Origin of the sequence: Streptomyces sp. NBC_00576 (assembly GCF_036345175.1) — a bacterium.
In the GTDB taxonomy this organism is placed as follows: domain Bacteria; phylum Actinomycetota; class Actinomycetes; order Streptomycetales; family Streptomycetaceae; genus Streptomyces.
Genome location: NZ_CP107780.1, coordinates 5,857,805 through 5,879,715, shown reverse-complemented (window position 1 = coordinate 5,879,715; position 21,911 = coordinate 5,857,805). Strand labels below are relative to the sequence as shown.

Genomic DNA, 21,911 nt, shown 5'->3' with positions numbered 1-21,911 from the left:
CCGTATGAACATCACCAGACGCACGACCGCCACTACCGCGACGGCCGTAGCGCTCGCCACCGCAGGCGGCCTCCTCGGCGTCGTCTCCGCCCCGAGCGCCTCAGCGGCCACGGTCACGTGCAACTCGCCTGCCTACAAGCGGCAGTTCTTCGCGAACACCACCTTCTCCGGCACCCCGAAGAAGACCGACTGCGACGCCTCCATCGCCGAGAACTGGGGCGCCAAAGCCCCCGCCACCGGCCTCCCGAAGGACAACTTCGGCGTCCGCTGGACGGTGACCCGCGACTTCGGCTCCGGCGGCCCCTTCGCCCTCACCGTCGCCGCGCAGGACGGCATCCGCGTCTACCTCGACGGCAAGATCAAGGTCAACCTCTGGAAGAACGTCTCAACGACCCAGAAGAAGACCGTCAACCTCACCATCCCCGCCCACAAGCACACCCTGCGCATCGACTTCGCCAACGTCACCGGCAACGCGAACGTCAACTTCGCCTACGCGCCCCGTACTTCGGCGACAGTCGACAAGGTCAAGCCCCTCGCCCCGACGGGACCCGCCGTCACGTACGACAAGACGACGGGCAAGGCGAAGCTCACCTGGGCGAAGAACAAGGAGATGGACCTCGCGGGGTACAAGGTCTACCGCCGCCTGAACGGCACGTCGTTCGGCGGCACCGCCCTCGCGACGACCACAGCCACCACGTACACGGACTCGACACTTCCGAAGACCGGCGAGACGTACGCCTACGAGGTCCGCGCCCACGACAAGGCCGGCAACCAGTCGACAGGCAGCGCCGACGTGACCGCGACGACGGTCGACAAGACGGCGCCGGCGAAGGTCACCGGGCTGTCGGGACAAGGCACCACGGCAGGCAACTTCCTTACGTGGAACGCCTCCTCGAAGGACGTGCACCACTACGAGGTGTGGGCCGCCCCAGTGGGTCAGAGCGACCCGGACGGGCCGCAGCCCGCGTTCAGGACGTCCTCGGCGGACCAGTTCGCGGACGCGGGGACGCCCTACGCGTACCGGGTCCAGGCCGTCGACGGCGCCGGGAACATCTCCCCGGTCTCCGAGACCGTGACGGTGACGCGCCCAGTGGCATCCACCACGCCCGCTCCGTCCGCCCTGGAGGGCACGCCCACCGACGCATCCACCCATGTCACGTGGACGCCGTCGGAGGACGGTACGGTGACCGGGTTCCACGTCTACCGCCGCGCCTCGGCCAACGGAGTCGGGACCCTCGTCGGCAGCGTCGACGGCCCGACAGCCTCGTCGTACGACGACACCTCTGCCCCCAAGGGCACCGCGTACTACTACGTCACCGCTGTCGACAACACGGGCGCCGAGTCCGTGCCCTCCGCGCAGATCCCCGTCGCCCGCCTCACCCCGGCCACCGCGACCGGCCCGGCGGCACCGAAGCTGACCGTGGTCTCCACGGGCGGCACGCGCTCCCCGATCATCGTCCAGGCCAAGCCCGGCGCGGGCGACGAGGGCCGCTCGCTGAAGGGCTACTCCTGGTACTTCGACGGGTACGGCTCCCCAAGCGGCCAGCAGCTGACGACGACGGGCCGAATCGAGTTCCGGCCGCAGTACACCGGCGTCTACATGGTCACCGTGCGGGCCGTGGACGTCTACGGCCGTGAGAGTGAGCAGGTGTCCTCAGCAGAGGTCCTGGTCAACCGCTAACCGTTCGACACGCAACAGCTTCGGTACACGTGCGCCCGCGCGGGAGGAACCGGGACTCGTCTCCCGGTCCCTCCCGCGTTCCTTGTGTGCGTCATTCCTGCTGAGCAGGCCGGGACGATCCTCAGCCTCGCCTGGGGCCCGTGATCGCCTCACCGATGACGAAGCCCTTGGCCGGGCCCTCCGGAACCACGGCCTCGGTTCCGTACGGCACGCGATGCTCGTCCTCGTAGCGGGCGTGCTCGGCGCGACCCATGCGGCCTCTGCGTCACTCTCCGCCATCGTCAACGTGCAGTTGGACGGCTGGTCGCCCGCGGGCACGGAGGACTTCGCGAACGTCCCTCTGGTACCAGGTCGTCGGCGTCCGCGAGGACGGCACCACCTCACTGCCCGTCCTGGTGAGCGTGGTCGTACCGCCGGTTTCCTGACGGAACGTGAAGGGGCCCGGAGGTTCAGATCGAACCTCCGGGCCTCCGGGCCCCTTCACGTCTCAGCCTGCCTAGTCCTTGGCCTTCTTCGGCCGCCAGACCACCAACGCACTGGTCTGCTGAACTTCCTGGTACGGCACCAGATCCCGCCGATAAGAAGCGTGCACCGCGGCCTCCCGCTGCTGCATCGCCGCGGCGGCGCCGTCCAGCGCGGACTCCATCTCCGCCACCCGCTGCTGCAGCGCGGCGACCTGGTTCTCCAGTTCGATGATCCGCTTGATGCCGGCCAGGTTGATGCCCTCGTCCTGCGACAACGCCTGCACCGCGCGGAGCAGTTCGATGTCGCGGGCCGAGTAGCGGCGGCCCCGGCCGGCGGTGCGGTCGGGGGAGACCAGGCCCAGACGGTCGTACTGGCGCAGGGTCTGCGGGTGCAGGCCCGAGAGCTGGGCCGCCACCGAGATGACGTAGACCGGGGTCTCCTGGGTCAGTTCATACGGGTTGCGTCGACGACCGTCCATCTCGGTCAAGCTCCCTTCGCTGCCTCGAACAGCTCCGCCCGCGGATCCTCGTCCACGGTCGCCTCGCGATACGCCTCCAGTGCGTCACGAGCCTTCCCCGTCAGGTCCGTCGGGACACTCACCTCGACGGTGACCAGCAAATCGCCCCGGGTGCCGTCCTTGCGGACCGCGCCCTTGCCCCGCGCGCGCATCGTGCGCCCGTTGGGCGTGCCCGGGGGCAGCTTCAGGGTGACCGGCGGGCCGCCCAGGGTCGGGACCCTGACCTCGCCGCCGAGTGCCGCCTCGACGAACGTCACCGGCACTGTCACCGTCAGGTTGTCGTCCTTGCGGCCGAAGACCGGGTGGGCGTCGACATGGACGGTGACGTAGAGGTCACCGGCCGGGCCGCCGCGCTCGCCCGGTGCTCCCTTGCCGCGCAGCCGGATCCGCTGGCTGTCCGCCACCCCGGCCGGGATGCGCACCTGCATCGTCCGGGACGACTTGGCGCGACCCGAGCCGCTGCACACCAGGCAGGCGTGCTCCGCGATCAGGCCCCGGCCCTTGCAGTCGGGGCAGGGGTCCGTGAGCGAGAACCCGCCACCCGAACCCCTCGCCACCTGGCCGGTGCCGACGCACGTCGGGCACACGCGCGGCGTGCCGTTCTTGTCACCGGTGCCCGAGCACGCCTTGCACGGTGACTGGGACGTCATGCGCAACGGGACCGTCGCGCCGTCCACCGCCTCCGTGAAGCTCAGCGTCACCTCGGTGTCGATGTCCTGGCCGCGCCTGGGCTGCGTACGGGTGGTCCCGCCGCCCCGGTTGAACAGGCCTCCGAAGACATCTCCGATGCCGCCGCCGAAGCCGCCCGCACCGGAACCGCCGGGGCCGCCGCCGCCCTGGGCGCCGCCTCCGAAGAGGTCACCCAGGTCGAAGTTGAAGGAGCCGCCGCCGGCGCCCGGCCCCGGGCGGAAGCCGCCGTTGCCGAAGAGGGCGCGGGCCTCGTCGTACTCCTTGCGCTTCTTGGGGTCACCGAGGACGTCGTTCGCCTCGGAGATCTCCTTGAAGCGCTCCTCGGCCCTGGCGTTGCCCTTGTTGGCGTCCGGGTGGAACTCGCGGGCGAGTTTCCGGTACGCCTTCTTGATCTCGGCCTCGGTGGCGTCCTTGGGGACGCCGAGGACCTTGTAGAAGTCCTTCTCGATGAAGTCCTTGGTGCTCATCCCCGACGTCCCTCCTTCCCGGAGTCTTTGGCGTCTCCAGCGTCAATGCTCACGTCAGCCCTCTTCCGGGCCACCGTTCTCCTTGCCGTCCGCCGCGTCGCCCGACTCCGGGGCCTGCGCCCCGGGCTGGGGCTCGGCCACCGCGACCCGCGCGGGACGCAGATTGCGCTCGCCGAACCGGTAGCCCGGCTGCAGGATCGCCACGCACGTCGTCTCCGTGACGTCCGGCGCGTACGAGTGCATCAGGGCCTCGTGGATCGTCGGGTCGAAGGGCTCGCCCTCCTTGCCGAACTGCTGCAGGCCCATCTTCGCGGCGACGGTCTCCAGCGACTCGGCGACGGACTTGAACCCGCCTACCAGTTCGCCGTGTTCCCGCGCGCGGCCGATGTCGTCGAGTACGGGCAGGAGTTCGGACAGGAGGCTCGCGATGGCGATCTCCTTGACCGTGATCCGGTCCCGCTCGACCCGGCGGCGGTAGTTCTGATACTCGGCCTGGAGCCGCTGGAGGTCCGCGGTGCGCTCACCGAGCGCCGTGCGTACCTGGTCCAGCTGTGCCGTCAGACCGGCGACCTGTGCTGCTGCTGCGTTTGCGTCCCCGGCCGGGGACGCCCCCTCCGAAGAGGGGGCGGCCTTCGGCTCGGCGTCGTCGGAGGTGGCGCCGGAAGGGACGTCGGGCTTCTCGTCGAAGCCCGGAGTCTCCTCCGTCACGCGGCACCGTCCTTACGCTCACGCTCGTCATCGACGATCTCGGCGTCCACCACGTCGTCGTCGGCCTTGGGGGCCTCGGCGCCGGGCGCCTCGTCACCGGCGGCCTGCGCCGCGGACGCGTCGGCGTACATCGCCTGGCCCAGCTTCTGCGAGACGGCGGCGACCTTCTCGGTGGCGGTGCGGATCTCCGCCGTCTCCTCGCCCTTGAGCGCGGCCTTCAGCTCCTCGATCGAGGCCTCGACCTCGGTCTTGATGTCGCCGGGGACCTTGTCCTCGTTGTCCTTGAGGAACTTCTCCGTCTGGTAGACGAGCTGCTCGCCCTGGTTGCGGGTCTCGGCGGCCTCGCGGCGACGGTGGTCCTCGTCCGCGTACTGCTCGGCCTCCTGGCGCATACGGTCGACCTCGTCCTTCGGCAGCGAGGAGCCACCGGTGACGGTCATCTTCTGTTCCTTGCCCGTGCCGAGGTCCTTGGCCGTGACGTGCATGATGCCGTTGGCGTCGATGTCGAAGGCGACCTCGATCTGCGGCACGCCGCGCGGGGCCGGGGGCAGGCCCGTCAGCTCGAACATCCCGAGCTTCTTGTTGTACGCCGCGATCTCGCGCTCGCCCTGGTAGACCTGGATCTGGACGGACGGCTGGTTGTCCTCGGCCGTCGTGAAGATCTCGGAACGCTTGGTCGGGATCGTGGTGTTGCGCTCGATGAGCTTCGTCATGATCCCTCCCTTGGTCTCGATACCGAGGGACAGCGGGGTGACGTCGAGGAGCAGGACGTCCTTGACCTCGCCCTTGAGGACACCGGCCTGGAGCGCGGCGCCGATGGCGACGACCTCGTCCGGGTTCACGCCCTTGTTGGCGTCCCGGCCGCCGGTCAGCTCCTTGACGAGCTCGGCGACGGCGGGCATACGGGTCGAACCACCGACGAGAACGACGTGGTCGATCTCGCTCAGCGCGATTCCGGCGTCCTTGATGACGTTGTGGAACGGCGTCTTGCAGCGCTCCAGCAGGTCGGCCGTGAGCTGCTGGAACTGGGCGCGCGTGAGCTTCTCGTCCAGGTGCAGCGGACCCTCGGCGGAGGCCGTGATGTAGGGCAGGTTGATCGAGGTCTCGGTGGACGAGGACAGCTCGATCTTGGCCTTCTCGGCGGCCTCGCGGAGGCGCTGGAGGGCCATCTTGTCCTTGCCCAGGTCCACGCCGTGGCCGGTGCGGAACTGCTGCACCAGGTAGTCCATGACGCGCTGGTCCCAGTCGTCACCGCCGAGGTGGTTGTCACCGTTGGTGGCCTTCACCTCGACGACGCCGTCACCGATCTCCAGGAGGGACACGTCGAAGGTGCCGCCACCGAGGTCGAAGACGAGGATCGTCTGGTCGTCCTTGTCGAGGCCGTACGCGAGAGCGGCGGCCGTCGGCTCGTTCACGATGCGCAGGACGTTCAGGCCCGCGATCTCGCCGGCCTCCTTCGTCGCCTGACGCTCGGAGTCGTTGAAGTAGGCCGGGACGGTGATGACCGCGTCCGTGACCTTCTCGCCCAGGTAGGCCTCGGCGTCGCGCTTCAGCTTCTGCAGGATGAACGCGCTCATCTGCTGCGGGTTGAAGTTCTTCCCGTCGAGCTCGATCTTCCAGTCGGTGCCCATGTGGCGCTTGACCGACCGGATGGTCCTGTCGACGTTGGTGACCGCCTGGCGCTTCGCGACCTCGCCGACCAGCACCTCACCGTTCTTCGCGAAGGCGACGACGGACGGCGTGGTCCTGGCACCCTCGGCGTTGGTGATGACGGTGGGCTCGCCGCCCTCCAGAACGCTGACGACGGAGTTAGTCGTGCCCAGGTCGATGCCGACCGCACGTGCCATTTCAATTCCTCCAGCAGCAATGACTTAAAACAATGACTTGAGTGGAACAGGCTCAAGTGTGCATCACTCCCGCCGCGCGGTCAACAGAGCTGAGTCGACCCCACTCAACTCTTATCCGTTCCTTACACGCAAGGTCGCTCTGACCTGCGCCGACTGCACGGCAGGAGGCCGCCGAGGCCCGTACACGGAAACCCTCAGCAGCCCCAGTACGACCATCCCCACCACCCCCGCCACCCACCACAGCCCCGACTCCCCGACCCACCCGCCGTGCGCGAGCACCCCCACCAGCACCGCCCCGAAGGCCCCCGCACCGAGCAGCACGGCCGCCCCGCGGGCAGTGAGCCCGAGCCGCCGCAGCCGGTGCGCGAGATGGTCCGGACCCCCACGCGACAACGGTCGCCCGGCCAGCCGCCGCGAGACCACGACGAGCACGACATCCGCCCCCGCCACCGCGGTGAGCGCGAACAACACCCATGCACTGGAGGCCAGTTCGTACCCGGTCCGCACGACCACCGCCGCCGAGGCCAGCACGAACCCCGTGAACAGGGACCCGCACGCGCCCAGGGCGATCCGCGCGGGATGCCAGTTGTGCATGAGGAACCCGGTGAGCGCGGCGGCCAGGACGCTGAGCAGCACGGCGAGCCCGTCGAGCACCTCGACGGCGGCACACGCGGCCACCCCGAAGGCGGTCAGCACCCCGACCGTCCCCACCAGCCCGTCGGCATGGTCGAGGGCCCGGAAGGCGACGGCCACGAACACGATCCAGAGGAGGGCGAGCAGCCCGACCCCGAACCCCAACTCGCGGTACGGCACGACGAACCCGGCGGCAACGGCCGTACCGACGACAAGGAACCGCGCCTTCACCCGCCGCACGTCGGCCACGAGCCCGAGCAAGCCGACGCCGGACCCGGCGACGAGCAGCTCACCGACGCCGTCCCCCAGCGGGGCGTACCCGGTCCACTCCCCCGCTCCCGCGACCAGCCCCGTCGCGAGCACGACCGCGAGTCCGCCGAGCAGTGGCAGGGGACGCGCCCGGCGCCGGTCGAGCACCCCGAGGCGCAGGGCGAGGGTCCGCAGGAGAGCGGTGAGGACGGCGGCGAGGAGTAGGGCGGCAGTGGCGGCGAGAATCCCGTAGAGCACGGGTTCACGTTAGGCGCAAACGTAACAATTCCGTACGAATAACACGACCTGACATCGTCTGATCCGACCGGTTTCGATCCACCACTCAGGTAAGCCTCAGCGATCCAGATCACTCCGCCGCTGACTACAGTGCGGGTCAAGATATGGGTAGTCTCTGGCAGACTGCCTAAGTTACCGCTTAGTAATACAGCTCTAGTGCAGCTCTAGTAGCAGCTCGCAGGCCTGAGGAGCCCCGACATGCAACTCGCCGCGATCATCGTGTCGCTGGTCCTGACCGTGATCGGCGTCGCGCTGCTCGCACGCGCCATCGGTCAGTTCGTCCGGTACTTCAAACTGGGCCAGCCCATCCCGGCCGGCCTTCGAACGGACAACCCCTATCAGCGCAGTGTGACGCTGGCGAAAGAGTTCCTCGGCCACACCCGGATGAACCGGTGGGGCATCGTCGGCTTCGCGCACTGGTTCGTGGCCGTCGGCTTCCTGACTCTGCCGCCGACCCTCGCCCAGGCCTTCGGCCAGCTCTTCTCGGCGGACTGGACGCTGCCGGTGATCGGCGGCTTCCTGCCGTTCGAGCTGTACATCGAGTTCATCGGCGTGATGACCATCCTGGGCATCGCCGTCCTCATCGTGATCCGCCTGCTGAACCTGCCCTCACGCCCCGGCCGCAAGTCCCGCTTCGCGGGCTCCAAGGCAGGGCAGGCGTACTTCGTCGAGTACGTCATCCTCACCATCGGCCTCGCGATCTACGTGCTGCGCGGCCTGGAGGGCGCGATCCACCACGTCGAGCACTACGAGGCCGCGTACTTCGCCTCGTACCCGCTCGTCCTGGCCTTCAAGGGCCTGAGCGCTGCGACGCTCCAGAACCTGATCTACCTCACCGCGATGGTGAAGATCAGCACCTCGTTCGTCTGGATGATCGTCGTCTCGCTGAACACCAACATGGGCGTCGCCTGGCACCGCTTCCTCGCCTTCCCGAACATCTGGTTCAAGCGCGAGGCGACCGGAGGCACCGCCCTGGGCGCCCTCCAGCCGATGACGTCCGGCGGCAAGCCGATCGACTTCACCGACCCCGGCGACGACGACGTCTTCGGCGTCAGCCAGGTCGAACAGTTCTCCTGGAAGGGCCTGCTCGACTTCTCCACGTGTACGGAGTGCGGCCGCTGCCAGTCGCAGTGCCCGGCCTGGAACACCGGCAAGCCCCTCTCCCCCAAGCTGCTGATGATGTCGCTGCGGGACCACGCCCACGCCAAGGCCCCGTACCTCCTGGCGGGCGGCGGCAAGGACATGGAAGGCAACGAGAAGGCGACGCCCGAGCAGCTCAAGGACGTCCCCGCCGCCGCTCTCGCCGAGGCCGAGCGCCCGCTGATCGGCACCCTCGAAGAGAACGGCGTCATCGACCCGGACGTCCTGTGGTCCTGCACCACCTGCGGCGCCTGCGTCGAGCAGTGCCCGGTGGACATCGAGCACGTCGACCACATCGTCGACATGCGCCGCTACCAGGTGATGATCGAGAGCGCGTTCCCCTCCGAGGCGGGCACGATGCTCAAGAACCTGGAGAAGAAGGGCAACCCCTGGGGCCTGGCGAAGAAGCAGCGCCTGGAGTGGCTCAAGGAGCTCGACTTCGAGGTGCCGGTCGTCGGCAAGGACATCGAGGACCTGACCGAGGTCGAGTACCTGTACTGGGTCGGCTGCGCGGGCGCCCTGGAAGACCGCGCGAAGAAGACGACGAAGGCCTTCGCCGAGCTCCTCCACATCGCGGGCGTCAAGTTCGCGATCATGGGCGGCGACGAGAAGTGCACCGGTGACTCGGCGCGGAGGCTCGGCAACGAGCCCCTGTTCCAGGAGCTCGGCATGGAGAACGTGGCCGCGCTGAACATGGCGTTCGGCGAGGATGACGAGGACGAGTCGACGAAGAAGCCGAAGTCGGCCAAGAAGATCGTCGCGACCTGCCCGCACTGCCTGAACACGATCGGCAACGAGTACCCGCAGCTCGGCGGCGACTACGAGGTCATCCACCACACCCAGCTGCTCCAGCACCTCATCGACGAGGGCAAGCTGCTCCCGGTGACCCCGGTCGAGGGCCTCATCACCTACCACGACCCCTGCTACCTGGGCCGCCACAACAAGATCTACACGCCCCCGCGCGAGATCATGTCGGCCGTCCCGGGCCTGCGCCAGCAGGAGATGCACCGCCACAAGGAACGCGGCTTCTGCTGCGGCGCGGGTGGCGCGCGGATGTGGATGGAGGAGCGGATCGGCAAGCGCATCAACAACGAGCGAGTCGATGAGGCGCTGTCGCTGAACCCCGACATCGTGTCGACCGCCTGCCCGTTCTGCCTCGTCATGCTGACCGACTCGGTCAACGGCAAGAAGAACGACGGCAAGGCGAAGGAGTCCATCACCGTCGTGGACGTCGCCCAGCTGCTCCTGGAGTCCGTGAAGACCCCGGCCGACGACGAGCCCCCGGCGGGCGAGACGGAGACGGAAAGCGCGCCGGAGCCGCAGCCGGTGAAGTAACCGGCCCCGCTGTTACGACCGACAGCCCCCTGCCCCTCGTACGGGCACGGGGCTGTCGCGGTATCTCGAACACGTGCATCATTACTGAGTCGTTGCCAATGGGGTCAATGATCCGGACGAGGTGCAGGGTGCGGATGCGGGTGCGAAGAGGTGGTTGGGGTACGGCGGCCACCAGCGGCTTGGCGGCCATCGGCGCCCTGGTGGCCCTCACCGCCTGCGGCCCCCTGTCCGGCGACGACCCGGCAGCCGCCGGCCAGACCCCCGTCCGGGTCGCCAAGGCCCCCGCCCAACGCCCGATACCGCAGGGCGACGGCAGCAAGGTCGCCGACGACTTCAACGGTGACGGCCACCGTGACCTGGTTCTCAACGACCTGGTCAAGGACCAGCTCCACACCGACGACGCCGGTATCGGCATCGTCTACGGCTCACCGGGCGGACTCGTCCCCGGCGCCCGGCAGTTGCTGAGCCCGACGCGTCAAGCGGCCCGTACGAAGGGCCAGTTGCCGGCGGTCTTCGACGCGGAGGCCGGCTGCGACCTCGACGGCGACGGCTTCACCGACCTGGTCGTGTCGACGGACCCGCCCTACGACGGCCAGGGCCGGCCCCCGGTACCCCTCCAGCTCCTCTTCGGCTCCCCGGACGGCCTCACCGGCCGCGCGGTCACCCTCGCGATCCCCGACCAGGCCCGTGCCGGCAACGACTGGCCCGACCAGCCGGTGTGCGGCGACTTCGACGGCGACGGCGCCCAGGACCTCGTCGTCCACGCCTCGAACGTCCAACTCAGCTATCTGCGCGGCCCGTTCTCCCGCAAGGGCGCCCCACGCAAGGCCGGTGCGCCGATCACCGCTCCCGGCAACGTCCCCACGGGCCCGGCGGCCGACGTGAACCATGACGGATACGACGACCTGGTCGTCCGTACGGCGGACGGCACCGCGAAGTCGGCGGTCGTCCTCGGCGGCCCGAACGGCCCGACGCGCACCGGGACGGTGCTGCCCGAGGGCATCGACGTCGCCCTCGGCCGCTTCGGCAAGGGGAAGGACCTGGACGCGGCGGTGGGCGCGATGGGCGAAACGTCACTGCGCTACGACCTCCCCGACGCGACCTCCGGCACCCTCGCCTCCCCCGGCTCGATGCTCGACACCGGCGACTTCGACGGCGACGGCCGCGACGAACTCGTCTCCAGCGGCTCGCGGCTGCGGGTGTTCCGGGCGCCGACAGCGACGGCCGGTCTCTCGGCGACGGGCATGGTGACCGTCGCGCCGCCCACCCGGGGCACGACCCGGGTCCTCACGGTCGGGGACTTCGACGGGGACGGCCGGGCGGACCTGGCGGTGCGGACGTACCGGGGGGAGACGTGGGACGAGGTGGCTGTCTATCCCGGGGTGAAGCAGGGCCTGGTGGCGGCGAAGCCTTCGGTGACGTTCTCCAGCTCGGAGTTCCTGTGATCGGAGCCCTGTGATCGGAGTCCCCGTAGTCCGTACGCCCCACGCGTCTCAATAATTTACTCAAATCCCGTACAACTCTTGCCCCTTGCTGTGGGTCTCCTGTTCGCCGGCCGCTTCCCCGGGGCCGATCCCCGCCTGCCTTCTTCCCTCTTCCTCGTGGAGATCCAGCCTTGCGCAAGCGCACCCTCCTCCTGGCCGCCACGCTCACCACCGGTCTGCTCACCGCCCTGCCCGTCACCACGGTCACCGCGGCACCCTCCCGGCCGGCCGACGACTTCAACGGCGACGGCTACCGCGACTACGCCGAGTTCTCCTACGGCGCCGAGTACGAGCTCCCGGGCGGCGCCGTCAAGGTCACCTTCGGTACGGCGAACGGGCCGGGCACCAAGGTCCAGTACGTCAGCCAGAACAGCGCCGGAGTCCCCGGCTCCGACAAGGCCTACGACGAGTTCGGGTACGTCCGGGCCGCCGCCGACTTCAACGCCGACGGGTACGGCGACCTGGCCGTCGCCGCCACCGGCAAGGAGGTGTCCGGGCGCACGGACCAGGGCACGGTCACCGTCCTCTGGGGCAGCAGGACGGGCCTGTCCGGCGGCACCAGCATCCCGGCCAGGGTGAACGATTCGTACGCCCGGATGGGCTCGGACCTCGCGGTCGGCGACTTCAACGGGGACGGCAAGAAGGACCTGGCCGTCGTCGCGGGCGGCAAGGCGTATGTCTACCGGGGCGCCATCTCCCGCTCGGGCGTGGCCGGTTCGGTGACGACTGTGGACAAGGACGCCTTCAACGCCACCGCCCTGATCGCGGGCAACGTGACCGGCGACAACAAGACCGACCTCGTCGTCATCGGCGACGTCGCCACCCCCACGTACATCGCCTCCGACGCCTGGTTCGTCAAGGGCGGCAGCACCCTCACCCCCGGCCGCACGCTCCGCCTGGAGCGCGTGAACGGCAACGGGGGCGAGGCAGATCGCGGCGGCGACGGTGTCATCGCCGACTTCAACAAGGACGGCAAGGGCGACATCGCCATCGGCACCCCGCTGTTCTCCAAGTACCGCGGCCAGGTGAGCATTTGGTACGGCGCCGCCGCGGGCCCCGCCAAGTCCGCCCGCTTCACCCAGAACACGCCCGGCATCGCGGACAACGCGGAGACATACGACTCCTTCGGCGCCCACATCGCCGCCGGCGACATCAACGGCGACGGCCGCCAGGACCTCGCGATCAGCGCGGACGGCGAGACCCTCGGCGGCAAACCGTACGCCGGTGGCGTCCACGTCCTGTACGGGCGGGCCGGCGGCCTCACGGCCACCGGCTCCCAGTGGCTCGCACGCAGCACGGCGGGCATCCCGGGCGACGTCACCGGCGACGACTCCTTCGGCCTGAAGGTCCGGCTGCGCGACGGCAACCGCGACGGCAAGGCCGACCTGTACGTGTACAGCCTCTCGGGCTCACTGCGACTGCTCGGCTCGGCGTCGGGGATCAGAACGGCCGGGGTGACGTCGGTGCCGGAGGGGCTGATCGACGGGATGCTTCCCTGACGCGTCGCTGAATAAGTTCCCTGAATACTTCCCCAGGGAAATGTGCGGGCTCCCTTAGAGGACCCCCTTAAGGGATGTAACAGCTGGGCAGCAAAGCGGTGTCCGGAAGCCCGGGCCCCACCCGTCACTCTCCGGGACCAGGTACGTTCGATGACGTGGCTGGATTCAGGATCGGACGCGGCGACCGCAACAACAACCGCGCCCCGCAAGCGCGACCGCAACAACAACCGCGGCAGCAGCCGTACGGCCAGCAGCCCCCGCAGGGCGGCCCGTCGTACGGCTACCCCTCCGCGCCGCAGCAGCAGCCGTACGGAGGCGGACAGCCGTCGTACGGCGGCCCGGGCGACGCCGGAGGACGGCCGTGGCCCCCGCAGGCGAACGCCGGCGGCGGTTACGGCGGCCAGGGCGGGCGCGGCAGTGGCGGCGGACATGGCGAGCCGGAGTACTTCGGCGACGACGGGCACGGGGGGCGCGGACACGGGCACCCGAACGCCCCCGTGGACCCGTACGCGGCCAACAACCCTGGTCACACACAGGCGTTCACGGTCGGCGACGACCCGTACAACCAGGGTGACACCTACCGCGCCGGCGCCGCCTCGGCCCCGCCGGCCGGTCCGCGGCTGCGCTGGAAGGAACTGCTGCGGGGGATCGTCACCGCTCCCGACCGCACGTTTCTCCAGATGCGCGACTACTCGGTGTGGGCGCCGGCCCTCGTCGTCACGTTCCTGTACGGCCTGATCGCCGTCTTCGGGTTCGACGACACGCGCGAGGACACGATAAACGCCACCCTCAACAACGCGATCCCGATCGTGCTGACGACGGCCGTGGCGATGGTCCTGAGCGCCTTCATCCTGGGCGTGGTCACCCACACCCTCGCCCGCCAGCTCGGCGGCGACGGCGCCTGGCAGCCGACGGTCGGCCTCTCCATGCTGGTCATGTCCATCACGGACGCCCCCCGCCTGCTCGTCGCGATGTTCGCGGGCGGCGACGCACCCTTCGTACAGATCCTCGGCTGGGCGACCTGGGTCGCCGGGGGTGTACTGCTGACCATCATGGTCCGCCGCTCCCACGACCTGCCGTGGCCGAAGGCCCTGGGTGCGTCGGCGATCCAGCTGATCGCGCTGCTGTCGATCGTGAAGCTGGGGACGTTCTAGGGGTTCCCGACACACAGACCAAACATGACGGGAGGGGGTTTCCGGCCGCGGCCGGAAACCCCCTCCCGTCATGTTTGGTCAAAATACCCCCAAGAGGTCTAGTCCATCCTCGATCCACCGGTGTTCACTGCGGCGCATGACGATTCTTCGTACTCGCGGCGCCCGAAGAGCGGGACGGACGATCACCGTCGTCTCCGCCGCCCTCGGCCTCACCCTGACGGCCCTCACGACGGCCGCCGGGGCCGCCACCACGGTCCCGTCGGAGTTCGGCACCGACTACCACGACCCGGTGACGGCCGCCCCGCCCATCCCCACACCCCACACCAGATCCTGCGAAGTGACCGTCGCCCAGGCGAAGTTCAAGGACTTCACGCCCTACACCGGCACCTACACCCCGCCCACCGCCTGCGGCACCCCGGGCCGCTGGTCGAAGGTGGTGCTCCGCCTCGACGGCAGCGTCGCCGGCCGCCAGTACGACCGCCTCGGCTACCTCGACATCGGCGGCGTCCAGATGCTCCGCACCTCGACCCCCGAGCCGTCCCAGGACGGCATCGACTGGTCGGTGCAGAAGGACGTCACGCGGTACGAGAAGACACTGAGCAAGGCCCAGTCCGTGGACATGCTCATCGGCAACGTTGTCAATGACACCTACACGGGCATCCTGGACGTCAAGGTCACCCTGACGTTCTACGCCCCGGAGCACAGCCCGGCGAAAACCTCCGCCCCCGACCAGGTCATCCCCCTGAGCGACGGCAACAGCGTCACCACGGGCGCGAAGCTCACCACCCCGCGCAACGCCGAGCGCATCCTCGCCGAGGTGTACGCGACCGGCTCGGGCGGCGGCTGCGAGGAGTTCTGGTACTCGGCGGTCACGCCGTCCGCGTCGTACTCCTGCCAGGGCGGCGACGACGGCCCGTACCGCGAGGTCCAGGTCACGATCGACGGGAAGCTCGCCGGGATCGCCTCCCCGTACCCGAACGTGTGGACGGGCGGCTGGTCTCCGTACCTGTGGAGCGTGATTCCCTCCCCGACCGCCTTCGACGTACGCCCCCTGGAGTTCGACCTCACCCCCTTCGCCGGTCTCCTCAACGACGGCAAGGCACACACGGTCGACGTGACGGTGGCCGGCGTCCCCGCGGGCCAGACCGGCTGGAGCGCGCCGACCAACATCCTGGTCTGGCAGGACGCCCACAAGTCAGTGGTGACGGGCGCCCTGACCTCGTACAAGGCCACCGACCCGGCCGTCACGAACACGTACACGGACGGCGCCACCCGCACCCTCGACACGAGCGGCAAGCGCCGTCTGACGGTGAGCGGCTACCTGAACACCTCGCACGGCCGAGTGACGACGACGGTAGACCGACGCCTGACCACGGCCATCACCCACACCTGGACCCCGGACGAGACCACCGACAACCAGCAGGGCCGCTGGACGGACGACCAGACGGTCCGGCGCGGCGGGGTGACATCCCGTACCGACCGCACCTACACCCTGGACGGCCGCTCCACCATCGACGCGGACAACCGCCTCCGCGTGATCATGTCCTTCGGCGACCACGCCCGCATCGACGACGTCCGCCTGGACGACACGTACAACGGCGACGCGACCTTCACACTCGGCGTGGCCCGCGAGCAGCGCCACGCGATCGCGACGACCACCGAGCACTACCGCCTGCGCGGCCCGGGCCTGTGCTACGACCGCACGCTGGGCACGGAGCAGGGGGTGCTGACGAAGGACGAGTAAGGACGCTGACGGGTCTCAGAGCGCATCCTTCGAGGGAGTGACCGGCTCCCCCGACCTCCGTACGGGAGGCAGCACGCTCCACGGGAAGTTGATCCAGTCATCGGTCCGCTTCCAGACGTACTCGCACTTGACGAGGCTCTGGGACTTCTCGTAAATGACGGCCGAGCGCACCTCGGCGACGTGGTCGAGACAGAAGTCGTGTACGAGCTTCAGCGTCTTGCCTGTATCGGCCACGTCGTCGGCGATCAGCACCTTCTTGTCGGTGAAATCGATCGCGTTGGGAACGGGGGCCAGCATGACGGGCATTTCGAGCGTCTGACCCACGCCGGTATAGAACTCGACGTTGACCAGATGAAGATTTTTGCACTCCAGGGCGTACGCCAGCCCGCCGGCCACGAACACACCCCCGCGCGCGATGCTGAGCACGACATCGGGCTCGTACCCGTCGTCGGCGATGGTCTGCGCGAGTTCGCGGACGGCGACGCCGAACCGTTCGTAGGAGAGTTCCTCGCGTATGACCGTCATACCTGCGTCCGGTGGAAGTTGAGGAAGGACCGGGAGGCGGTGGGCCCGCGCTGCCCCTGGTAGCGCGAGCCGTACCGCTCGCTGCCGTACGGGAACTCGGCCGACGAACTCAGCTGGAACAGGCACAGCTGGCCGATCTTCATACCGGGCCAGAGTTTGATCGGCAGCGTCGCGAGGTTGGAGAGTTCGAGCGTCACGTGGCCGGAGAACCCGGGGTCGATGAACCCGGCGGTGGAGTGCGTGACGAGCCCGAGCCGCCCGAGCGAGCTCTTGCCTTCGAGGCGGGAGGCGAGGTCGTCGGGGAGGCTGATGACCTCGTAGGTCGAGGCGAGCACGAACTCCCCGGGGTGGAGGATGAACGGCTCGTCACCCTCGGGCTCCACCAGCCGCGTCAGATCCGCCTGCTCGATGGAGGGGTCGATGTGGGGGTAGCGGTGGTTCTCGAACACCCGGAAGTAGCGGTCGAGGCGCACGTCGACGCTCGACGGCTGCACCATGGATTCGTCGTAGGGATCGATCCGTACCCGCCCGGAGTCGATCTCGGCCCGGATGTCCTTGTCTGAGAGAAGCACGCCCCGAGGATACGCAAGGCGCGCGAACCCGACACCATCGGCCGGTTCCGCGCGCCTACTACTGCCTCTACTGCTACGTCACATGTCTGCTTCTGCTTCTACTTCTGCTCTTCTACTTCAATTACTGCTGGTGCTCCGCTGCTGCTGCTCCAACGTCACGGGCACCACACTGCGGAGCCGCGCGCAGCGCGGACACCGGACCAGCCGGCCGGGGCCGAGCCGCTCGGCCTGCTGCATCGGGAACGAAGCGGTGCTGAACACGTGCCCTTCGGCACAACGGACGACGGTGCGCTCGATCAAGTCCTCAGAGTCCCTTCCCCAAGAGCCGTCGCCGGTCACTGTCGAGACCAGCGAGGAAAGCCACATTACGGGACGAAAGGGGCGGCCCTCCAGGCGGCACTCCGATCCCGCCCGACCCCTCTTCCGCGCCCCCACCGTACGCCCCAACTCCGGGCGCTCGCAGCGGGGTCGCGTCGCGAACATGGGTCCGGAGGCCATACGGAACTCACTCGGAACGCACCCGGAATCCGCCTGAAATCCGCCAGGGAAAGGGGCAGGCTCCACGGCTCGGCGCCGGGGACCTGGCATGGGGTAGAGTGACTGAGCGTTGTGACGCCGGTTCGGATCGGCGTATTACGCGGGTGTAGTTTAGTGGTAGAACATCAGCTTCCCAAGCTGAGAGTGCGAGTTCGATTCTCGTCACCCGCTCTTCTTCAGGCCCCAGGTCAGCGACCCGGGGCCTGTTTCATAGGGGTGTCGTTGCTGCGGTTTGCGAGTACTCCCGCACCCCGAGACTGGGACCCGCGCAACGGTCGTCGCGCCCAGACGGTAGAGATGCCCGGAAGCGCTGGCCAGCTTCGGGCAGCATCCCTCCGGACGGGGACTACTCGCCATCACCACGTGGCGTGCCCTGTCGGCCTACCTGGTTCGCGACAGCGTGCAGACCGACCAAGGAGTACGGCCGGGACGGAAGGTGATCCCTAGTTAGTGCCGCCGAGCGCCATCCCGTCCTGGCCCAAGATGAGGACCTGGGGGCTCTCCTGCGACCTGTCATTCCTCGGCATCTCCATGCCGCCATTCTCTCGCACGCATGCTTTCCCACACGGTGTGCCCCTGGACGAGGGTGGATCACCCTCGTCCAGGGGCACGGTCCGGCAACGGAGGCTCAGTGCGCGGCGCGGCGGGCCAGCGCCCCGCGCGAGCGGGTCACCAGCGCGGCCAGCAGGGCGGCGCCGAGGGGCACGGCCACCAGGAGGGCGGCGAGTGTCTCCCAGGGGACGACGATCGGCACGTACGGCGGGGCGTCACCGGCGCCGACCCAGCCATTGTCGAGAGCGTCCTGGTAGAAGCGCATCTGCTCGCGCTCCTCGGTGAGCCGCAGCCCGACCGCGGGCAGGACACCGGCAGCCGAGCCGAGGACCACACCCATCGCGGCGACCACACCGCACTGGAAGCCGCTGAGCGTGCGGCGCACCCGGGGCGGGGCGCCGACCGCTGCGAGCGTCTTGAGATCGGCCTCCGCGTCGGCCTGGGCGAGACCGGTGGCGATGCCGGCCGCACCGATGGTGACCAGGCCGGCGAAGACGGTCAGCGCGAGCAGGACGAGCCCGTTCTCGTCGACCCAGCCCTGCTCCACGGTCAGCTCGACGTTGCTGCCGAGCTTGGCGATCTCGGCGTCGAGCTTCTGCCGCTGCTCGGTGCTGGGCATCCGGTCGGTGCTGAAGAAGGCGCCGAGGGGGACGGTGGTCAGTCCGGCGGCCTTGGCGGCGGCGGGGCTGAGCACGCTCTGCACTCCGTAGGAGTCGGGCGAGCCGGGCACCTGGTAGGCGGGGAAGGACTTCAGCTCGCCCGGGACCGGCTTGTTCTGCTCGGCGGCGCGGTCGGCGGCCTTCGGGTCGGTGATCAGCTTGATGCCGACAGCGCCGTTCCTGTCGACCTGGGGCCTGTGGAAGCTGAGGAGCTTTCCGTCGGCGAGGGCCTTGGCCGCGCCCGGGTCGTCGATGCCGAGGACCTTCAGGAGCGGGGCGTCGGCGATGAGGAGACCGCCCTCGACGTAGATGCCGTTGCCGTCGCGCGAGAGGCAGCGCCAGTCCTTGGCGAGCGCGCGCCGCTGCTCCTTGGTGTACTTCTCCGCCGGGTCGGAGCCGTCGGGGGTGCTGACCCACAGCGGGCACTCGTTGGCCGGCGGGGTGACGACCTCGAAGTGGCCACAGCCCTCGCCCTCGCCATATGGGGCGCAGCCGGGCTTGCCGACGGCGATCCGGAACACGTCGGCGCGGACGTCGACGGGCAGCGTCCGCTGCACGGCGTCGCGGACCTCGGGGACGTCCCGGCCGCCCTCCTCGGTGACGAGCGTGGCGACGGCCCCGTACGGCAGGCTGGCCCGGTACTCGGCCTGACTCTGGGCGTCCTGGCTCGCGGCGTACGTCGAGACGGCGACGGTGCCCGCGACGGCGGCCAGAACGGCGGCGACAGCGGGTGCCGTACGGCCCCGGTTGCGGACGGCGTCCCGCAGGGCGAGGCGCGGCGAGAGCGGCAGCCAGCGGCCGGCCCGGCCGAACAGGCCGACCAGGGCGGGCGTCATGGCGACCACACCCAGCTCGGCGATGGCCGAGCCACCCGCGACCAGGACGAACTGGTCGGAGACGACCGAGCCGTACAGGGCGATGGCCGCGCCGAGCAGGAAGGCGCCGAGGCCGATCAGCGGCAGCACGCGGTTGCTGCGGCGCACGCCGCGACGGCCGGTGAGGGAGGCCAGGACGGTCTGCCGGGAGGCGGTGACGGCCGGGACGATCGCGGAGAGCAGGCCGATGAGGACGGCGAGCGCGGCGATGGCGAGCAGTTCCAGCGGCTTGACGGTGAAGCCGCCGAACCGCTGCCCCATGTAGTCCTCGAGGAGCGGCCGGAGGGCGAAGGTCAGGGTCAGGGCGAGGACCGTGCCGACCAGGGCAGCCGCGACGCCGATGACGAGGCCGCCGCTCAGCATGATGGCCCGGATGTGGCTGCGGGCACCGCCGTTGGCGCCGACGAGGCCCAGCTGGCGGCGGGAACGACGGGCACCGACGGCGAAGGCGGGACCGGCGAGCAGGCAGATCTCCAGCATAGCCAGACCGACGACCGTGCCCACGGCGGCGAGATCGGCGGCGTCGGCGGCCCCGCTGCTCTCGTAGTTGGCCCAGCCTTCCTTCTGGTAGAGCGGCACCTCGGAGTCGGCGGGCGGGTCGAGGGCCACGGCGCGCGAGGTGACCAGGACACCCTTGACGTTGATCGCCTGGACCGTGTTCCACGTGAAACCACCGGACTTCTGCACCAGGTAGGTGGTGGAGACGTCGGGCTTCGGCAGTCCGGCCTTCTCGACCGCCTTGGCGTACGGCGCGAGGAAGGCCCCCGGCAGGGCGTTGACCTGCTGTGCCGTGAGCTCGCTGGGCAGCTCGTACGAGCCGCTGATCACATAGGTACGGTCGAAGCCGCGGGCGGTGAGGGTGGAGCCGACGGACAGCCCGCTGCTCTCCAGGAACCGGGTGGTCGCGGCGATCTCGTCGTTCTTCTCGGGGAAGTGGCCCTCCTGCAGCCGCATGATGCCCCGGGCGACGGGATCTGCGGCGGCCAGCTCACGGACCTCGGCTTGGAGCAGGCCGTACCTGGTGGTCAGCTTGGCGCTGCCGCTGCTGTCGGTCAGCACCGTCGAACCGGCCGGGATGGTCCTGGTGACATCGGTCGGGCCGTCGGGCCAGGACTTGCCCGGCGAGTCGTAGTCCCCGGCCGGGGTGTGCTGCTCGCCGATGGGGTCCTGCAGGATGGCCACGCCGGCCGTCCCGGCGTCGGAGAAGCGAGCGTCGGCGGCACCCAGGGTGCGCTCCATCCGCTGCGCGGGGGTGAGTTCGGCGCTGCGCACGGTCAGGTCCAGGGCGCTCACGCCCATGATCGGCAGCGCGATCATGGCGAGGACGAGGAAGCTGCGGCCCTTGGAGCGCCAGGCGTCACGGCGGGCGATGCGGACCGCGACCCGCCAGGAGTGGAACCAGGTCGTCACCGCTGGGCCGCCCGGCCGGTCAGGAGCGACTCGGCGTCGCTGCGTACGGTCTGGTCGACGACGGCGCCGTCCCGCAGGAAGACGACCCGGTCGGCCCAGGCGGCGAACCGCGGCTCGTGGGTGACCATGACGCCGGCGGCTCCGGCGTCGCAGCGGGAGCGCAGCAGGGCCAGCACGGACTCGCCGGTCTCGGAGTCGAGGGCGCCGGTGGGCTCGTCGGCGAGGACGAGCCGGCGGTCGCCGACGAGGGCGCGGGCGATGGCCACGCGCTGCTGCTGGCCGCCGGACATCTCGTCGGGGAACCGGTCGGCGAGATGGCCGAGGTCCATCTCGCCGAGGGCGGCGAGGGCCTCGGTGCGGGCCTTGCGGGCCGATATGCCGTCAAGTTCGCGGGGCAGGGCCACGTTCTCGGCGGCGGTGAGGGCCGGGATGAGGTTGTAGTCCTGGAAGACGTAGCCGATGCTGCGACGGCGCAGGGCGGCGAGCCCCTTGATGCCGAGGGCGGTGACGTCGGTGCCCTCGACGAAGACCTGCCCGGAGGTGGGGTTGTCGAGGCCGCCGGCGATGGTGAGCAGGGTGGACTTGCCGGAGCCCGACGGGCCCATGACAGCGACGAGTTCACCGGGGTGGACGTCGAGGTCGATGCCGCGCAGGGCGTGCACCTCGGTGGCGCCGGAGCCGTGGACGCGGGTCAGGTTCTGCAGACTCAGCACGGGCTGCTGCTGTTGTGTGGACATGGTTCCCCCTCGGGCGTACGCCGGCGAGCGGCCGGACGTCGGTGCGACGGACGGTCGTTAGCGGCGCCGTGCGTACGGTATGGGTCTGGTTGGGTGGTTCGGAGTCTTCAGGTGCTACGGGTGGGTCGGGTGGA

At 69.6% G+C, this 21,911-nt stretch carries 16 protein-coding genes, 1 tRNA gene and 2 pseudogenes; 7 read left to right on the top strand and 12 right to left on the bottom strand.

Translation table 11 applies throughout. From position 1 onward, the window contains the following. The first annotated feature begins 4 nt into the window (after positions 1–4). Complete coding sequence (locus OG734_RS25440) at positions 5–1,681, top strand: PA14 domain-containing protein (RefSeq protein WP_330289798.1); 1,677 nt, start codon at positions 5–7, stop codon at positions 1,679–1,681. Positions 1,682–1,802: 121 nt separating this feature from the next. On the opposite strand, the pseudogene OG734_RS25435 reads toward OG734_RS25440, so the two are convergent. From OG734_RS25435 to OG734_RS25410, 6 genes and pseudogenes are all read right to left on the bottom strand, one after another. Next, positions 1,803–1,922 (bottom strand): annotated as a pseudogene (locus OG734_RS25435) (Uma2 family endonuclease); the annotation flags it as partial. A 255-nt stretch (positions 1,923–2,177) separates the two neighbouring features. After that, the gene (locus OG734_RS25430; RefSeq protein WP_330289797.1) at positions 2,178–2,624 is read right to left on the bottom strand and encodes a heat shock protein transcriptional repressor HspR; all 447 of its coding nucleotides are present in this window, start codon (positions 2,622–2,624) and stop codon (positions 2,178–2,180) included. A gap of 5 nt (positions 2,625–2,629) precedes the next feature. Next, positions 2,630–3,820, bottom strand: a complete 1,191-nt coding sequence (gene dnaJ, locus OG734_RS25425) for a molecular chaperone DnaJ (RefSeq protein ID WP_330289796.1) — start codon at positions 3,818–3,820, stop codon at positions 2,630–2,632. 54 nt (positions 3,821–3,874) lie between these two features. Beyond that, on the bottom strand, positions 3,875–4,528 hold the full coding sequence (gene grpE / locus OG734_RS25420; RefSeq protein WP_330289795.1) for a nucleotide exchange factor GrpE: 654 nt from the start codon (positions 4,526–4,528) through the stop codon (positions 3,875–3,877). After that, a complete protein-coding gene (gene dnaK, locus OG734_RS25415) occupies positions 4,525–6,375 on the bottom strand; it encodes a molecular chaperone DnaK (protein WP_330289794.1) in 1,851 nt (616 codons plus the stop codon). The genes grpE and dnaK overlap by 4 nt, the downstream gene beginning before the upstream one ends. Positions 6,376–6,486: 111 nt before the next feature. After that, on the bottom strand, positions 6,487–7,515 hold the full coding sequence (locus OG734_RS25410; protein ID WP_330289793.1) for an MraY family glycosyltransferase: 1,029 nt from the start codon (positions 7,513–7,515) through the stop codon (positions 6,487–6,489). Between the two features lie 237 nt (positions 7,516–7,752). Between OG734_RS25410 and OG734_RS25405 the strand changes: the two genes are divergently transcribed. The 5 genes from OG734_RS25405 to OG734_RS25385 all read left to right on the top strand — a co-directional run bounded on the left by OG734_RS25405 (position 7,753) and on the right by OG734_RS25385 (position 15,910). Continuing rightward, the gene (locus OG734_RS25405) at positions 7,753–10,029 is read left to right on the top strand and encodes a heterodisulfide reductase-related iron-sulfur binding cluster (protein WP_330289792.1); all 2,277 of its coding nucleotides are present in this window, start codon (positions 7,753–7,755) and stop codon (positions 10,027–10,029) included. 134 nt (positions 10,030–10,163) lie between these two features. Then, on the top strand, positions 10,164–11,474 hold the full coding sequence (locus OG734_RS25400) for an FG-GAP repeat domain-containing protein (protein WP_330289791.1): 1,311 nt from the start codon (positions 10,164–10,166) through the stop codon (positions 11,472–11,474). A 170-nt stretch (positions 11,475–11,644) separates the two neighbouring features. Continuing rightward, complete coding sequence (locus OG734_RS25395; RefSeq protein WP_330289790.1) at positions 11,645–13,012, top strand: FG-GAP and VCBS repeat-containing protein; 1,368 nt, start codon at positions 11,645–11,647, stop codon at positions 13,010–13,012. A 98-nt stretch (positions 13,013–13,110) separates the two neighbouring features. Beyond that, positions 13,111–14,166, top strand: a complete 1,056-nt coding sequence (locus OG734_RS25390) for a Yip1 family protein (RefSeq protein ID WP_443064906.1) — start codon at positions 13,111–13,113, stop codon at positions 14,164–14,166. Between the two features lie 136 nt (positions 14,167–14,302). After that, entirely contained in the window at positions 14,303–15,910 is a 1,608-nt protein-coding gene (locus OG734_RS25385; protein WP_330289789.1) for a peptide-N4-asparagine amidase, read from the top strand. Positions 15,911–15,925: 15 nt separating this feature from the next. Here OG734_RS25385 and OG734_RS25380 read toward each other — a convergent pair whose 3' ends face one another. The 3 genes from OG734_RS25380 to OG734_RS25370 all read right to left on the bottom strand — a co-directional run bounded on the left by OG734_RS25380 (position 15,926) and on the right by OG734_RS25370 (position 17,304). After that, positions 15,926–16,435, bottom strand: coding sequence for a phosphoribosyltransferase (locus OG734_RS25380; protein ID WP_330289788.1), 510 nt, complete (start codon positions 16,433–16,435; stop codon positions 15,926–15,928). Beyond that, positions 16,432–17,007, bottom strand: a complete 576-nt coding sequence (gene dcd / locus OG734_RS25375) for a dCTP deaminase (RefSeq protein WP_330289787.1) — start codon at positions 17,005–17,007, stop codon at positions 16,432–16,434. Before dcd ends, OG734_RS25380 begins: the two co-directional genes overlap by 4 nt. A 117-nt stretch (positions 17,008–17,124) precedes the next feature. Further along, positions 17,125–17,304: a hypothetical protein gene (locus OG734_RS25370; RefSeq protein WP_330293782.1), complete on the bottom strand. Its 180-nt coding sequence runs from the start codon at positions 17,302–17,304 to the stop codon at positions 17,125–17,127. 340 nt (positions 17,305–17,644) lie between these two features. Here OG734_RS25370 and OG734_RS25365 point away from each other — a divergent pair. Further along, positions 17,645–17,715: transfer RNA gene (locus tag OG734_RS25365), tRNA-Gly, on the top strand. Positions 17,716–17,996: 281 nt separating this feature from the next. On the opposite strand, the pseudogene OG734_RS25360 reads toward OG734_RS25365, so the two are convergent. The 3 genes and pseudogenes from OG734_RS25360 to OG734_RS25350 form a co-directional block, all read right to left on the bottom strand. Beyond that, positions 17,997–18,077 (bottom strand): annotated as a pseudogene (locus tag OG734_RS25360) (DUF2587 domain-containing protein); the annotation flags it as partial. Positions 18,078–18,172: 95 nt separating this feature from the next. Further along, positions 18,173–21,040 (bottom strand): FtsX-like permease family protein, encoded by a 2,868-nt coding sequence (locus OG734_RS25355; RefSeq protein WP_330289786.1) that lies wholly within the window; start codon positions 21,038–21,040, stop codon positions 18,173–18,175. Then, positions 21,037–21,777 carry an ABC transporter ATP-binding protein gene (locus OG734_RS25350; protein WP_330289785.1) on the bottom strand — a complete coding sequence of 247 codons (741 nt, stop codon included), beginning with the start codon at positions 21,775–21,777 and terminating at the stop codon, positions 21,037–21,039. Before OG734_RS25350 ends, OG734_RS25355 begins: the two co-directional genes overlap by 4 nt. Positions 21,778–21,911 lie beyond the last annotated feature (134 nt).

Bases quoted from the DNA above. Each gene is read 5' to 3' on its own strand.
- OG734_RS25350 (WP_330289785.1), bottom strand. From the start codon at position 21,777: ATGTCCACACAACAGCAGCAGCCCGTGCTGAGTCTGCAGAACCTGACC.
- OG734_RS25430 (WP_330289797.1), bottom strand. From the start codon at position 2,624: ATGGACGGTCGTCGACGCAACCCGTATGAACTGACCCAGGAGACCCCG.
- OG734_RS25385 (WP_330289789.1), top strand. From the start codon at position 14,303: ATGACGATTCTTCGTACTCGCGGCGCCCGAAGAGCGGGACGGACGATC.
- OG734_RS25400 (WP_330289791.1), top strand. From the start codon at position 10,164: ATGCGGGTGCGAAGAGGTGGTTGGGGTACGGCGGCCACCAGCGGCTTG.
- OG734_RS25440 (WP_330289798.1), top strand. From the start codon at position 5: ATGAACATCACCAGACGCACGACCGCCACTACCGCGACGGCCGTAGCG.
- dnaK (WP_330289794.1), bottom strand. From the start codon at position 6,375: ATGGCACGTGCGGTCGGCATCGACCTGGGCACGACTAACTCCGTCGTC.
- OG734_RS25405 (WP_330289792.1), top strand. From the start codon at position 7,753: ATGCAACTCGCCGCGATCATCGTGTCGCTGGTCCTGACCGTGATCGGC.
- dnaJ (WP_330289796.1), bottom strand. From the start codon at position 3,820: ATGAGCACCAAGGACTTCATCGAGAAGGACTTCTACAAGGTCCTCGGC.
- OG734_RS25380 (WP_330289788.1), bottom strand. From the start codon at position 16,435: ATGACGGTCATACGCGAGGAACTCTCCTACGAACGGTTCGGCGTCGCC.